The sequence below is a fragment of the Gillisia sp. JM1 genome (assembly GCF_000424645.1).
GTDB lineage: Bacteria > Bacteroidota > Bacteroidia > Flavobacteriales > Flavobacteriaceae > Gillisia.
Window position 1 is genome coordinate 1780998 of the sequence record NZ_KE384218.1, and the last position, 13182, is coordinate 1794179.

The following is a 13182-nucleotide window of genomic DNA, read 5'->3' on the forward strand; positions in this document are numbered from 1 at the left end:
TATATCAGTTTTGTTTATTTAATCCCTCATTGAGAGTTTATTTCCCCGAGGCCTGCCCGAAACATTCATGCGGGCTTGCCTCGAATTTTTAAAAGTATTTTCCTCCCGGACCATCGGGACATACCTAGTGGCTTGCCCCGAGGGTCTTGATTTATTTTCAGCTGGTTAGAGGAATTGTTTCAACATCTCTATGAGTTCAGGGCAAGTTCCTAAAGGATGCTTCCGGATAGTTTTATATTCTGCTGCTGTCGCACTGAGCTTGTCGAAGTGTGTATTAGCATTTCTATAAATCCAGAGAAAGTCTCTAAAACTCCCGATGCTTGGTTACAGTTTCGTGTTTCGATATTTTCACTCTGAGCTTGTCGAAGTGTTTTTAATCATCTCAGCGAGACTAGAGAAAGACCCTCAAACGAGTTCAGGGTGACGAAGTGGTTGATCGCTTGCCAGACGAAACCAGGCATATCCAAAATCGCTAATTAATCTTTAACCTTGGTTACGGTACCTTTCTTTTTCTTTGGATCTCCAACCAAACCATATTCAAAAGTATAGGAATCATTTTTTGTGGTAAGTATCTTAATATGCAAAGGTTTCCTTTCTGCCATATTTTTAGGGTGTAGATTCTTTATTATATATTCGCAATCATTGAGCCATCTTACAGAGGAAGTGTCTACAGAGCCTTTAAAAGTGTCTACTTCCAGCGTGTCATTCCTAGTGAATGTAGAAGTGACCAGTTCTCCATTTAAATAAGATTCAAATTTAAATGTTCCTGTATGGAATTGTTTGCATTCTTTCTCTGGGGAATAGCAAGAGACTAACAGAAAAAATATACAGAGGCAAAGGAGGAGTTTTTTCATCTAAATAAGTTTTGAACGATTATTGAGTTCGTTTTATTCACGGAAGTGAAATTGATTATTTATATTAAATGCCCATTATAGGCTTTCATACCGCAAAAATAAAGATAATATAGCCTAATTATCAATTTTCGAAGGCCTCAAAAGTGCCATCCTCATAAAAAAGCACCACTCTTTTAATCGTTTTTGCTGAAAAGCTACTTCCAGGAAGGCTCTCGGGTTTAATAGAACTTTCAATTGGTTGTTCGCTTTTTGATTTTTCATCCCTAATTAATGGGGCAGGAGTCTCTGATTTACTTGAGGGAACCACTTTCTCATCTTCCGATTTAGGGAAACTTCCTTTCCCATTTAAGAGCCAATATAATTCTACTTCAGGATAGGTTTGCACAATTTTAAGCACAAAATCTAGACTAGGTTTATTCCTTCCAGATAATATATGGGAGATAGAAGAGCGACCAACTTGGATAGCATCTGCAAAAGCAGCTGCCGAAATATCATAATAATCTAGAATTATTACTAGTCTTTTTGAGAAATCATCACTGTTTACCATTGTAAATTTAATATTGAACTTTGCGTGTTTACAAATGTAAAACAATGTAATGGATATAGCAAGTTACAATTGTAATTTAGCTTAATTATAATAAACTTTAAGTTTAGGTAGTTATATATAATCAACTAAAAACAAAGTGTTTAAGTTATAATATAGTTAAGATTGGAATTTTTCCACTTTCGTTCCTAATAGATTTAAATAATTTGTTTACTAATGTAAACAGGATAGTTAGTTTTAACTGTTTACATTTGTAAATTAATGATTATTTACTTTTGTAAACATGATAAATATACTTTCATCTATATTAAACAATTACGAAACTTTCAAAGAGGCTTCTCTAACTGGTAGATATATAAATGCTACTCATATTTCTAATCCACTAAAAAAAGCGACTTCGAATTTTGAGGTAGAAGTTTTAGGGGAATCAACTTTAGGGGAACCTATCCATTTAATTAAAGTTGGTTCTGGAAAACTTAAAATTCTCATGTGGTCTCAAATGCACGGAAATGAATCCACTACTACAAAAGCTGTATTTGATATGCTGAATGTTTTTAGCGATCATTCGCAGGATTTTGTAGTAAAAGATATATTGAGTAATTGTACTTTATATATAATCCCAATGCTAAATCCAGATGGAGCACGATCTTATAGTCGTGTAAATGCTAATGAGATCGATCTAAATAGAGATGCAAAAAACTTAACTCAGGTGGAAAGTCAAGTTTTAAGAAAGACATTTGATGATCTTCAGCCAGATTTTTGCTTCAATCTTCATGACCAGCGCACTATATTTAGTGCTGGAGCAAATGAAATTCCAGCTATTTTATCTTTTCTAACCCCTTCAGAAGATATTGGAAGGTCTTTAACCAAGTCCCGCGAAGAGTCTATGAAAGTTATAGGTGCTATCTATGAAGACCTCTCTAAGCTTATCTCAAACAAGATTGGAAGATATGATGATGGTTATAATGCCAATTGCACGGGGGATACGTTCCAGAGTCTGGGAGTACCAACCATTTTATTTGAGGCTGGTCATTCGAAGGGCGATTACGCTCGGGACAAAACAAGAGAATATGTCTTATACGCTCTTTTTTCAGGCTTAAATGCAATTGCAACTCAAGCTTATAAGAAAGTTGAAACTTCAACTTATTTTAATATTCCGGAAAACGAGAAACTGTTTTACGATCTGATTTTAAGAAATGCAGAGATTAACGGGAAGAATGTTGATATAGCGATTCAGTTTAAAGAAATTTTAAAAGATGAAGAGGTGACTTTTTTACCATTCGTAGAAAACATTTCCCCAAAATTAGAGTTCTTTGGACACAAGGAAATCAACTGCGATTTTAAGAACGTTACTCTTCCTGACCATAATTTACTCACCGAAAACGTTATAGTAGATAAAATTCTTGTTAATTATGAAGTATTAATGATAAATTAGGAAAAAAATTAAATTTCTTTGCTAATCGTCTAGTGAAATTGTGTTAATTTTGTGTTTCATTAAAAGACTTTAAGAATCATGGCAAAATATAAATTAGACGAAACCGATCATCAGATTCTGGATATGTTAATCGAGAACACGCGTACCCCGTTTACTGATATTGCTAAAAAACTGAATATTTCTGCAGGAACCGTGCATGTACGTGTTAAAAAGATGGAAGAGGCGCAAATTATTTTGGGTTCTACATTGACACTGAACTACGAAAAATTAGGATATGCATTTATAGCTTACGTAGGGATATTTTTGAAGAACACTTCTCAAACAAAATTTGTTTTAGAGCGAATAAACGATATTCCATTTGTAACTGTTGCCCATGTAACTACAGGGAAATTTAATGTTTTCTGTAAAATACGTGCTAAAAACACACAGCATGCAAAAGAGATAATATTTCAATTAGATGATATTGAAGGAGTTTATAGAACAGAAACTATGATATCCTTAGAAGAAAGCATGAACGACAAAAAGCGTTTAATGCATTCTATATTTAAAGAATTATAGATCATTTATTATTTTTTCATAAAACCCTTTATTCCATTTGGACCAAAGGGTTTTTTTATACCTTGAAGTTTCAAAAATTTTATTTAAATTATGACAACATCACAATTACTGACCTCAGAATATAACCCCTTTTATCAAACGTATATAGATAAATTGCCTGATGAAGATTTGATTTCAATTTTAAAAGATCAGAAAAAGGAATTTGTGATTTTCTTAAAAGGTCTACAAGAAGAAGATTTAAAACATTCTTATGCAGAAGGGAAATGGACCGTTGCACAGTCTATTCAACATGTTATTGATACAGAGCGAATCTTCCAGTATAGAGCCTTAACTATTGCACGTGAAGACCTAACACCTATAGCGGGATTTGATCAAGATGCTTACGTTCCAGTATCTAAAGCAGAAAGAAGAAGTCTTAGCAGTCTTATTAAAGAATTTGAAGTTGTAAGAGATGCTGGCATAGCTCTTTTTGAAAGCTTTGAGGAAGAGATGTATTGTAAAATTGGAGAAGCAAGTAAATCGCAATTAAGCCCGCGTGCCGCTGGATTTATTTTAGCAGGACATCAAAAACACCATTTGGTCCTATTTAAATCTCATTATGGATTATGAAAAAACTGAAGACCTTTTGGAAGCTTTTAAAAAAGGCATATGTAAGTTGGAATGGTAACGATCCATGGGCGAGAAGTGCCATTATTGCGTATTACACCCTATTTTCATTACCTTCTTTGCTTATAATTGTAGTAAGTATTGCAGGCTATTTTTTTGGTAGAGAAGCGGTTCAAGGTCGGATTACTGGTCAAATAGCAGAATTTATAGGTGAGGATTCCGCAATGATCGTAGAAAATATGATAAGCAATGCTGCCTTGAGCAGTAATTCTACTTTTGCGGTTATTTTTGGGATATTCATGCTAATATTTGGAGCGACAGGAGTTTTTTTTCAGCTTAAAAAAGCGATGAATAATATCTGGAATGTTGCTGAAAAGGAGGGTACTTATTTTAGGATGTTTATAGATAGAGTGATTTCTTTTGGGATGATCTTAGTTATAGGATTTTTAATGCTTTTGGGATTAATTGTTTCAGCAATCATTAGAATGTTAAGCGATTATATAGAAAGTTATGCCCCTGCTGTAACTGCCTTAGGTCTCGATTTAGTGAATTCATTTCTTTCTCTTGTATTTATCACCTTACTTTTTGGCTCCATCTTTAAATTGTTGCCAGATATAAAGATTAGATGGAAAGTTACTCTTTATGGCGCAACCTTAACAACCATACTTTTTTTAATAGGAGAATATCTTATTGGAATCTATTTTGGTAGAACAGATCCAGCTTCAGTTTATGGAGGAGCATCCTCCATGGTTCTTATTTTACTATGGGTAAATTATACTTGCTTAATTATGTTCTTTGGGGCAGAATTCACTGTTCAATATGCACAATATAAAAAGGAAAAAATAATTCCTACAGAATTCGGTGAACCTGCAATTAATCAGGAATTAGTCAAACTGGAAGAAAAAAAGCAAAAATTAAAGGAAGACGATAAAATTATGAAAGATTTGGAATCTAATTCTTCCAACGATAATTAACAAAATAAAATTCTATTTAGCAGAGGTTTAACCAAAACTCATCATATTTTATAAACCTCTTAATAAATATTGAAAGTCAGTAAAAGTATCTTTGGATCAATTATAATTTTAATATTTAAATCAACGATTATGAAAAAGAGAATAGCAATTTTGGCAACAGATGGATTTGAAGAAAGTGAATTAAAATCTCCTAAAGAAGCAATGGAAAAGGAAGGATTTCAAGTTGAAATAGTTAGTTTGAAATCTGGAAATATTAAATCTTGGGCAGATGGAAATTGGTCTAAAGAGTATAAAGTAGATAAGACTTTAAGTGAAGTAACTGCTAAAGATTATAATGCGCTTATGTTGCCTGGAGGAGTTATTAACCCGGATATATTGAGAAGAGATGAGGATGCTCTCAACTTTGTAAGAGATTTCTTTAAGCAAAAGAAACCAGTAGCTGCAATATGTCATGCTCCTTGGATCTTAATAGAAGCAGATGTAGTTGAAGGTAGAAAAATGACTTCTTTTAATTCTATCAAAAAAGATCTTATGAATGCAGGTGCAAATTGGGTAGATGAAGAAGTAGTTGTGGATGAAGCCTTAGTTACAAGTAGAAATCCAGATGATCTTCCGGCTTTTAATGCCAAGCTTATTGAAGAGATAAATGAAGGAAAGCACGATATGCAACATGCTTAAATCTTAATACATATAAAAGAGTAAAAAGCGGCCTATTTCTAAACAGGCCGCTTTTTTATTGAATTATCTATCTAGATCTTCATCATCATCTTCCTCACCGTTATCTTTTTCGGGAATTTCAGATATTGGCTCATTGAAATCGGAGTCATCATAATCATCTTCGTCGTAGTTTGCCATACTATTCTCTAACTTGGTACTTACCTTGACCAAGTATATGGAATCTTCTGTTCGCACTTCTACCGCCTCAACAGTTTCATTTTTAGCATTTTTAAATGAAATTACATGGTCATCATCATATCCATCAGGATATTTGTCTACCAATAGGCTTAAAATTTCTGGAGTTAACTTTTTGTAATCTACAATGACTCTTTTCATAACTAAGATTTGATGATGCAATTATAGTAAAAATAGCATTATTTTCAAGCGGTCAAATAAATTTTCAAATTAATTTTTTAAATAATAATTCATGGCCTCTATTAACTGGTCATTTGGCACAATTACATCTAATTCTGCTTTCCCAATATCCTTCAAAAGAACAAAATTTATGTTTCCGTGTGAATTTTTCTTGTCAAATTTCAGAAGATCAAGCACCATTTCATAATCTTCTTCTAAGAGATTTATCTTCGGAAATAATTCATTGATTTTATTGGTGATATTCTCTAATTTTTTTTCAGGAAAACCACATATCTTATAAGAAAGATGGGTAGCCATGATCATACCAGCTGCAACTGCCTCCCCATGAAGTAAAGTGATTTTATTAGGATTGGTTAAAAAATAGGATTCTATTGCGTGACCTAAGGTATGGCCATAGTTTAGTGTTTTTCTAACACTTTTTTCTGTAGGATCTTCCTGGACAATTCTAGATTTTATTTCTATAGATTCTATAATAAGGCTGTCAAGATCCTCTAATGTAAGAGCTTCCAGGTTGGTGGCTTTTTCCCAATATGCTTCATTTGCAATGAGGCCATGTTTTAAAATTTCAGCCAAACCGCTACGCATTTCATTTGCAGGTAGCGTAGATAAATAATTAGAATCTATTAAAACCATTTCCGGCTGATTAATAACACCTATTTGATTTTTTAAATTCCCGAGGTCTACTCCGCATTTACCGCCAACCGACGCATCGACCATCGCGAGTAGGCTAGTGGGTACATTCATATAAGGAATTCCTCTTTTAAAAGTACTTGCAACAAACCCACCAAGATCTGTAACTACGCCACCACCTAAATTAATCAGTAGGCTTTTTCTATCTGCGCCGAGCTCAGACAGGGTTTCCCAGATTCCAGAACATGTTTCAATATTTTTGTGTTCTTCACCGGCTTCCATCTCAATTACTTCAATTGTAATAGTTGTTTCTAGCTGCTGAAGAAAAATATTCAGGCAATTATTGTGGGTATTAGAGTCCACCAAAACAAAGATCATTGACGGTTTGGAAGCCCTTAGGTAATTAGATAATTCGGCGCACCCGTTTTCTGCATAAAAAATTGGAGCTTGACTAGCTAAAACAGCCATATTTAAAAAGGTTTTATTTAAATTTATAGATATCGAAAATAAGCAGAAAATAATTAAATTATCCTAACTCAATAATTATATTTGTCGCATTAATATCCTACGTATGATCTCACAAAAAATCTTTGACGATACCGAGACAGCTTTTAAATTAAAATCGAACGATGATCTTAATAGAGCGCTGTTTTTATTTAACATGATCAATAGGCCGACCTTAGTTAAGATTGGTACTTATCTTACCAACATATCTTTGAAACTGCATTTACCAGTAGAAGGTCTTATTAAAAGCACCATTTTTAAGCAATTTAGTGGTGGTGAGACTATGGAAGATTGTATGAAGGTGATAGAAAAAATGTATACTAAGAAAGTTCATAGTATTTTGGATTATTCTGTAGAAGGAAAAGCGGAGGAGGCGCAATTTGACTCTGCCATGAAAAAGAAGATCAGTATTATTGAATTTGCCGCAGAAAAGAAAGAACTTCCTTTTGCTGTTTTTAAACCAACAGGAGTAGGAAGATTAGAAATTTGGGAAAAAGTATCTTCTAAAGAAACTTTGAGCACAGAGGAAGAAGAAGAATGGGCTCGGGTTAGGAATAGAGTAGATCTTATTTGTGGCGCTGCCTATAAGAATGATATTAGTGTTTTGGCAGATGGAGAGGAATCCTGGATGCAAGATGCCGCAGATGATCTTATGGAAGAGATGATGGAGAAATACAATCAGCAAAAAGCGATTGTGTTTAATACGCTGCAATGTTATAGATGGGATAGAGGAAATTATTTAAAAGCCTTACATTCAAAAGCAAAAGCCGCAGGTTATAAGATTGGTGCAAAGATCGTACGTGGGGCTTACATGGAAAAAGAAAATCAACGTGCGAATAAAATGGGATATCCAACTCCTATATGTGAAAGCAAAGAAGCTACAGATGTTAGTTTCAACGGCGTTTTAGCTTACTGTTTGGGACAAATAGATGATATATCTTTATTTGTAGGAACTCACAATGAAATGAGTAATTATCTTGCCTTACAAGTTATGGAAGATAAGAACATTGCCATTAACGACTCCCGAGTGTGGTTCAGTCAATTGTATGGCATGAGTGATCATATTAGTTTAAACCTTGCTAAAAAAGGCTATAATACGGCAAAACTAGTTCCTTTTGGGCCTGTTAGGGAGGTTATTCCCTATTTAATTAGAAGAGCGCAGGAAAATACTTCGGTAAGAGGACAAACCGGTAGAGAATTAGCTTTACTTATAGAAGAAAGAAAACGCCGCAAAGGAGAACCTACTAAAGGTAACCGAGAATAATTTAAACCCTATGAGTTCCGTTTCTAAGTTCATTTATTTTGAAGTATTTAAATGGAGAATTCAAGGTGATTTCGATTCAAATATTAAAAAATGTGTGTTTGTTGTAGCTCCCCACACCAGTTGGTGGGATTTTTCTTTGGGAGTTTTAACTCGGAACATCTTAGATATCGAAATTAATTTTGTTGGAAAAAAGAAATTGTTCAAACCTCCATTTGGCTGGTATTTTAAATGGATGGGTGGAGCACCCGTGGATAGGGTTTCTAAAGAAAAGAAAGTTGAGGCAATTGCCGCTATTTTTGAATCTAAGAAAATTTTCAGGCTAGCTTTATCTCCAGAAGGGACTAGACAAAAATCTGAAAGATGGAGAACAGGATTCTATTATATTGCTGAAGCAGCCAATGTTCCCATTATAATGGTCGCTTTGGATTATGGAAAAAAGCTAACAATATTTTCTAAGCCTTTTTATACTACAGGTAATATTGAAAAAGATCTTCCGAAAATTCAAAGTTTTTATGAAGGTGTTCAAGGGAAATTCCCCGAACAATTTTAGAACCTGAAGGACTTAATCTTCAGATTCATCCATGGTATGATATACGTTTTGCACATCATCATCTTCGTCCAAACGTTCCAATAATTTCTCTACATCTGCAGTTTCATCTGTAGATAATTTCTTAGTTAATTGGGGAATTCTTTCGAAGCCAGACGATAAAATCTCTATTTCTCTATTCTCTAATTCTTTCTGAATGGCTCCAAAACTTTCAAAAGGAGCATAAATTAATATCCCATCTTCATCTTCAAAAACTTCTTCTGCACCAAAATCAATTAATTCCAGCTCTAATTCTTCAGCATCTTGCCCTTCCGCAGGTATTCTGAAATTACAGGTATGATCGAACATGAATTCTACAGAACCTGAAGTTCCTAGATTTCCATCACTCTTACTAAAGTGCATACGCACATTTGCAACTGTTCTATTGTTATTATCTGTAGCTGTTTCAACCAGAACAGCGATCCCATGAGGAGCATATCCTTCAAAAAGCACTATTTTATAATCCCCTTGATCTTTATCACTCGCACGTTTAATAGCACGATCGATATTATCTTTAGGCATGTTCACACTTTTCGCATTCTGAATAACTGCACGAAGTCTGGAATTACTATCTGGATCGGGGCCGCCTTCTTTTACAGCCATTACTATATCTTTCCCAATTCTAGTAAATGCTTTAGCCATTGCAGACCAACGCTTCATTTTACGTGCTTTTCTAAATTCGAATGCTCTTCCCATAAATATTATAAATCTGGTGTAAAAATAAAAAAACGTTCCATTTCTAGCTAAAAAAATGGAACGACAATTAAATTAATTAAAGGTCAGTAGTTAAATGCATATACTTTCACACTACTAATTAATTGATTATTAATGATGTAAAGACATTATTTAGTCAGTTCGAGCGTCCCGATTTCTCGGGAGAGAACTATTGGAATGAAAAATTAGGTTTCGACTTTAGCTTGTATTGAGCGAAGTCGAAATGCTCAACCTGACATTTGCAGGACTATTGGCATTAGAATATGAAACTATCTACTGACCTCTATAATTAATTATAATTTACTCTGCATTTACAATTCCTTCAATTGCTTTAGCCAGTTTAAAATCCTTTTCGGTAACACCACCAGCATCATGAGTAGAAAGTGAAATTTCTAATTGATTATAAACATTGTTCCAATCTGGATGATGTTGTTGTGCTTCAGCTTCAAAAGCAATTCTCGTCATTAAAGTAAAAGCTTCCTTAAAGTTTTCGAATTCAAAAGAAGTCTGCAAAGCATTATCAGTATAGCTCCATCCTTCTAGAGATTTCAATTTTTCGTTTATTTCTTTTTCAGATAATTTTTTCATAATAAAATTTTTAATTCCTTTAGGCTTGTTTTAAGTTTTTTACAATTGTTTCTCATTTCAGATCTTGTGGGCTTACCCCCGAGGTTCTTGATTTTTAACGATATTCAGGATTCTCAAAAGACCATCTTTTACCGTTTTTCCATTCCTCAGGTAAATTACCATAAGCAGGAAATCCTCCAAATTGCTTTAGCAGACTTGCTAAATGCATTAGATTATAAGTCATAAAGGTAGTATTCCTATTGGTGAAATCACTTTCTTTGGCATTAGATTCTTCATCTAGATAACTTGGTCCAGGACCAACTTCTCCAATCCATCCGGCATCTGCTTGAGGTGGAATGGAATAGCCTAAATGCTGTAGGGAGTATAACATATTCATAGCACAATGTTTTATTCCATCTTCGTTTCCAGTGATTAAACAGCCACCTACTTTTCCATAATAAATATATTGCCCTTTTTTATTTTGTTGAGCACTCATTGCATATAAACGTTCTACTATTTTGGTGCATATAGAAGATTTAGCGCCTAACCAGATTGGAGTGCAAAGCACTAAAATATCTGCCGCTATAATTTTCTTGAATAGTTCTGGCCAATCATCTTTTTCTTCTCCTTCTTTGGTCATGTCTGGCTGGATTCCATTAGGAAGGGTATAATCTGCAGCACGAATTACTTCTACCACCACGCCTTCCTTTTCCATAATAGTTTTTGAAACTTCTATAAGTCCTCTAGTGTGACTTTGCTTTGGTGACTTTTTAAGCGTACAGTTTATAAATACCGCTTTAAGATCTTTAAATTGTGGAGTATTCATTTGTTTTGGTTTTCTTAAAGTTACTAAATAGCAGAGAACTCTTGAAAAATGCTTTATAGTTTAGGGAAAGCTTAACAAATTTAGATCACCACAGAGGAGTTGATGACGTGCTGAAGAGAAATGCGTAGATTTTTTGGTAAGAGATTGTCTTTTGGTAAAACAGCTAGAAAACGATCGTAATTAGAATCATATACTTGCTTTAAAAGTGGGTTTTTATACCCCAAAGCGGTAGCAATATCCTTTACTAGGTCATGCTGATGGGTGAGATCCTCACTTCCTAAATGAAATACCCCTTCTTTTTTTCTATTGATTATATAATGAATTTGCTGAGTAAGCCGCGTAATATCTGTTGCATTAACCACCACATTCGGGAAAACTTCTATAGCTTCACCAAATTCAATTTTATTTTTAATTTCCAAAGTTCTGGGAGAATGAGCACCAAAAACCATTGGTAATCTCAATATATTATATTTATTATTTGGAAGTCTAAGCAGAGCGTTTTCAATTTTAATTTTGAATCTGCCATAAATACTTTGCGATAATGTTTTATCATACTCGTAAGAAGGATAGTTGGTAAAGGCATCAAAAACGTTTGCTGAAGAGATGAAAAGCAATTTGCTATTGTTCCTTAAAATATAATCTATTATTGAAAAATGGGTGTTTACCTGAGCATTAAATTCTCCCCGGAGCGCAGAAACAATTACCGTTGGCCTAAGATTTTCCAGTAAAATATCAATGTTTTCAGATTCCATATCAAATTCATAAAACTTATGATTTGCTTCAAAGAAATCTGAATTGGTATGATAGGTACCATAAGTATCAAAATAGGAGCAGAGCTCCTTATACAGGGCATTCCCTATAAAGCCGCTTGCTCCTAATATCAGTACTTTTTCCAATGGGTTTATCCTTTATAGAAAGGCAGTTTCACTAATGAAGCAGGAACTGCTTTTTTTCTTATTTGAATATAGATCTTATCTTTAGCCTTAGCCATTTCTGTTGGGATGTAACCCATTCCAATTCCTTTATCCAGGGATGGAGACATGGTTCCAGAAGTAACATATCCAATTGTTTTTCCTTCAGCATCCACTATATCATATCCATGTCTTGGAATTCCTCTCTCATCCATTTCAAAGGCGATCAATTTTCTTTTTGGACCTTCTTCTTTCTGTTTTTGTAATGCTTCAGCATTGATAAAATCTTTAGTGAATTTAGTGATCCATCCTAGTCCTGCTTCAATTGGAGAAGTTGTATCGTCTATATCGTTTCCGTAAAGGCAATATCCCATTTCCAATCTTAAAGTATCTCTTGCTGCCAATCCAATAGGTTTGATACCAAAATCGGCTCCGGCTTTAAATACTTTATTCCAGATGGTTTCTGCATCCTCATTTTTTAAATAAATTTCAAAACCACCACTACCAGTATATCCTGTAGCAGATATGATTACATTTTTCACTCCTGCAAATTCAGCAACTTCAAAAGTATAAAATTTAAGATCTTTTAAATTTACATCGGTTAAAGATTGCATTGCTTCTGCAGCTTTAGGTCCTTGAATAGCTAATAATGAATATTCATCTGAAAGATCTTTCATGGTTGCATCCATCGTGTTATGATGAGCAATCCAGTTCCAATCTTTTTCAATATTGGAAGCATTTACCACAAGAATATACTTTTCAGCATTCATTCTATAGATAATAAGATCATCTACAATTCCTCCATCTTCATTAGGCATGCAAGAATATTGGGCTTTTCCATCTATTAATTTAGAAGCATCATTAGAACTGATCTTTTGGATAAGTTCTAATGCATGTTCTCCAGAGATCAAAAATTCCCCCATATGAGAAACATCAAAAACCCCCACATCTTTACGAACAGTTTCGTGTTCTATATTAACGCCTTCATAAGAAACAGGCATATCGAAACCTGCAAATGGAACCATTTTAGCGTTTAGGGAATGATGTATATCGTTAAGGGCTATTTTTTTCATCTCTTTTAGAATTTGCGCAAATTTATTTATTTCAATTTGAATAG

At 34.0% G+C, this 13182-nt stretch carries 16 protein-coding genes; 7 read left to right on the plus strand and 9 right to left on the minus strand.

The features are described 5' to 3' along the window. Positions 1-476: 476 nt before the first annotated feature. Together H033_RS0111225 and H033_RS0111230 are read right to left on the minus strand one after the other, a co-directional pair. On the minus strand, positions 477-854 hold the full coding sequence (locus tag H033_RS0111225) for a hypothetical protein (RefSeq protein ID WP_026838412.1): 378 nt from the start codon (positions 852-854) through the stop codon (positions 477-479). A 121-nt stretch (positions 855-975) separates the two neighbouring features. Then, positions 976-1401, minus strand: a complete 426-nt coding sequence (locus tag H033_RS0111230) for a helix-turn-helix transcriptional regulator (RefSeq protein ID WP_026838413.1) — start codon at positions 1399-1401, stop codon at positions 976-978. 280 nt (positions 1402-1681) lie between these two features. On the opposite strand from H033_RS0111230, the gene H033_RS0111235 reads away from it, so the two are divergent. The 5 genes from H033_RS0111235 to H033_RS0111255 all read left to right on the plus strand — a co-directional run bounded on the left by H033_RS0111235 (position 1682) and on the right by H033_RS0111255 (position 5649). Further along, positions 1682-2833 (plus strand): M14 family zinc carboxypeptidase, encoded by a 1152-nt coding sequence (locus tag H033_RS0111235; protein ID WP_026838414.1) that lies wholly within the window; start codon positions 1682-1684, stop codon positions 2831-2833. A 78-nt stretch (positions 2834-2911) separates the two neighbouring features. Continuing rightward, positions 2912-3391: an Lrp/AsnC family transcriptional regulator gene (locus H033_RS0111240; RefSeq protein ID WP_010232169.1), complete on the plus strand. Its 480-nt coding sequence runs from the start codon at positions 2912-2914 to the stop codon at positions 3389-3391. A gap of 90 nt (positions 3392-3481) precedes the next feature. After that, a complete protein-coding gene (locus tag H033_RS0111245; protein WP_026838415.1) occupies positions 3482-4000 on the plus strand; it encodes a DinB family protein in 519 nt (172 codons plus the stop codon). Continuing rightward, complete coding sequence (locus H033_RS20060; protein WP_034886191.1) at positions 3997-4971, plus strand: YihY/virulence factor BrkB family protein; 975 nt, start codon at positions 3997-3999, stop codon at positions 4969-4971. The genes H033_RS0111245 and H033_RS20060 overlap by 4 nt, the downstream gene beginning before the upstream one ends. Positions 4972-5100: 129 nt before the next feature. Beyond that, positions 5101-5649 carry a type 1 glutamine amidotransferase domain-containing protein gene (locus tag H033_RS0111255; RefSeq protein WP_026838416.1) on the plus strand — a complete coding sequence of 183 codons (549 nt, stop codon included), beginning with the start codon at positions 5101-5103 and terminating at the stop codon, positions 5647-5649. Positions 5650-5712: 63 nt separating this feature from the next. On the opposite strand, the gene H033_RS0111260 is transcribed toward H033_RS0111255, so the two are convergent. Together H033_RS0111260 and aroB are read right to left on the minus strand one after the other, a co-directional pair. Further along, positions 5713-6024 carry a hypothetical protein gene (locus H033_RS0111260; protein ID WP_026838417.1) on the minus strand — a complete coding sequence of 104 codons (312 nt, stop codon included), beginning with the start codon at positions 6022-6024 and terminating at the stop codon, positions 5713-5715. Between the two features lie 69 nt (positions 6025-6093). Next, positions 6094-7161, minus strand: coding sequence for a 3-dehydroquinate synthase (gene aroB, locus H033_RS0111265; protein ID WP_026838418.1), 1068 nt, complete (start codon positions 7159-7161; stop codon positions 6094-6096). Between the two features lie 103 nt (positions 7162-7264). On the opposite strand from aroB, the gene H033_RS0111270 reads away from it, so the two are divergent. Continuing rightward, complete coding sequence (locus H033_RS0111270) at positions 7265-8461, plus strand: proline dehydrogenase family protein (RefSeq protein WP_026838419.1); 1197 nt, start codon at positions 7265-7267, stop codon at positions 8459-8461. Between the two features lie 10 nt (positions 8462-8471). Next, entirely contained in the window at positions 8472-9011 is a 540-nt protein-coding gene (locus H033_RS0111275; protein WP_026838420.1) for a 1-acyl-sn-glycerol-3-phosphate acyltransferase, read from the plus strand. Between the two features lie 12 nt (positions 9012-9023). Here H033_RS0111275 and H033_RS0111280 read toward each other — a convergent pair whose 3' ends face one another. From H033_RS0111280 to gcvT, 5 genes are all read right to left on the minus strand, one after another. Continuing rightward, a complete protein-coding gene (locus tag H033_RS0111280; RefSeq protein WP_026838421.1) occupies positions 9024-9743 on the minus strand; it encodes a YebC/PmpR family DNA-binding transcriptional regulator in 720 nt (239 codons plus the stop codon). Between the two features lie 318 nt (positions 9744-10061). Beyond that, the gene (locus tag H033_RS0111285) at positions 10062-10349 is read right to left on the minus strand and encodes a 4a-hydroxytetrahydrobiopterin dehydratase (RefSeq protein ID WP_026838422.1); all 288 of its coding nucleotides are present in this window, start codon (positions 10347-10349) and stop codon (positions 10062-10064) included. A 94-nt stretch (positions 10350-10443) separates the two neighbouring features. Continuing rightward, the gene (locus H033_RS0111290) at positions 10444-11154 is read right to left on the minus strand and encodes a flavodoxin family protein (protein WP_026838423.1); all 711 of its coding nucleotides are present in this window, start codon (positions 11152-11154) and stop codon (positions 10444-10446) included. An 80-nt stretch (positions 11155-11234) separates the two neighbouring features. Next, positions 11235-12050 (minus strand): sugar nucleotide-binding protein, encoded by an 816-nt coding sequence (locus tag H033_RS0111295; RefSeq protein ID WP_026838424.1) that lies wholly within the window; start codon positions 12048-12050, stop codon positions 11235-11237. Between the two features lie 5 nt (positions 12051-12055). Continuing rightward, positions 12056-13138, minus strand: a complete 1083-nt coding sequence (gcvT, locus tag H033_RS0111300) for a glycine cleavage system aminomethyltransferase GcvT (RefSeq protein WP_026838425.1) — start codon at positions 13136-13138, stop codon at positions 12056-12058. Positions 13139-13182 lie beyond the last annotated feature (44 nt).

Excerpts from the sequence above, each read along its gene's own strand:
- H033_RS0111275 (WP_026838420.1), top strand. The coding sequence starts at position 8,472 with ATGAGTTCCGTTTCTAAGTTCATTTATTTTGAAGTATTTAAATGGAGA.
- H033_RS0111290 (WP_026838423.1), bottom strand. The coding sequence starts at position 11,154 with ATGAATACTCCACAATTTAAAGATCTTAAAGCGGTATTTATAAACTGT.
- H033_RS20060 (WP_034886191.1), top strand. The coding sequence starts at position 3,997 with ATGAAAAAACTGAAGACCTTTTGGAAGCTTTTAAAAAAGGCATATGTA.
- H033_RS0111245 (WP_026838415.1), top strand. The coding sequence starts at position 3,482 with ATGACAACATCACAATTACTGACCTCAGAATATAACCCCTTTTATCAA.
- H033_RS0111240 (WP_010232169.1), top strand. The coding sequence starts at position 2,912 with ATGGCAAAATATAAATTAGACGAAACCGATCATCAGATTCTGGATATG.
- H033_RS0111235 (WP_026838414.1), top strand. The coding sequence starts at position 1,682 with ATGATAAATATACTTTCATCTATATTAAACAATTACGAAACTTTCAAA.
- H033_RS0111225 (WP_026838412.1), bottom strand. The coding sequence starts at position 854 with ATGAAAAAACTCCTCCTTTGCCTCTGTATATTTTTTCTGTTAGTCTCT.
- H033_RS0111270 (WP_026838419.1), top strand. The coding sequence starts at position 7,265 with ATGATCTCACAAAAAATCTTTGACGATACCGAGACAGCTTTTAAATTA.
- H033_RS0111285 (WP_026838422.1), bottom strand. The coding sequence starts at position 10,349 with ATGAAAAAATTATCTGAAAAAGAAATAAACGAAAAATTGAAATCTCTA.
- H033_RS0111280 (WP_026838421.1), bottom strand. The coding sequence starts at position 9,743 with ATGGGAAGAGCATTCGAATTTAGAAAAGCACGTAAAATGAAGCGTTGG.
- aroB (WP_026838418.1), bottom strand. The coding sequence starts at position 7,161 with ATGGCTGTTTTAGCTAGTCAAGCTCCAATTTTTTATGCAGAAAACGGG.
- H033_RS0111260 (WP_026838417.1), bottom strand. The coding sequence starts at position 6,024 with ATGAAAAGAGTCATTGTAGATTACAAAAAGTTAACTCCAGAAATTTTA.
- gcvT (WP_026838425.1), bottom strand. The coding sequence starts at position 13,138 with ATGAAAAAAATAGCCCTTAACGATATACATCATTCCCTAAACGCTAAA.
- H033_RS0111230 (WP_026838413.1), bottom strand. The coding sequence starts at position 1,401 with ATGGTAAACAGTGATGATTTCTCAAAAAGACTAGTAATAATTCTAGAT.
- H033_RS0111255 (WP_026838416.1), top strand. The coding sequence starts at position 5,101 with ATGAAAAAGAGAATAGCAATTTTGGCAACAGATGGATTTGAAGAAAGT.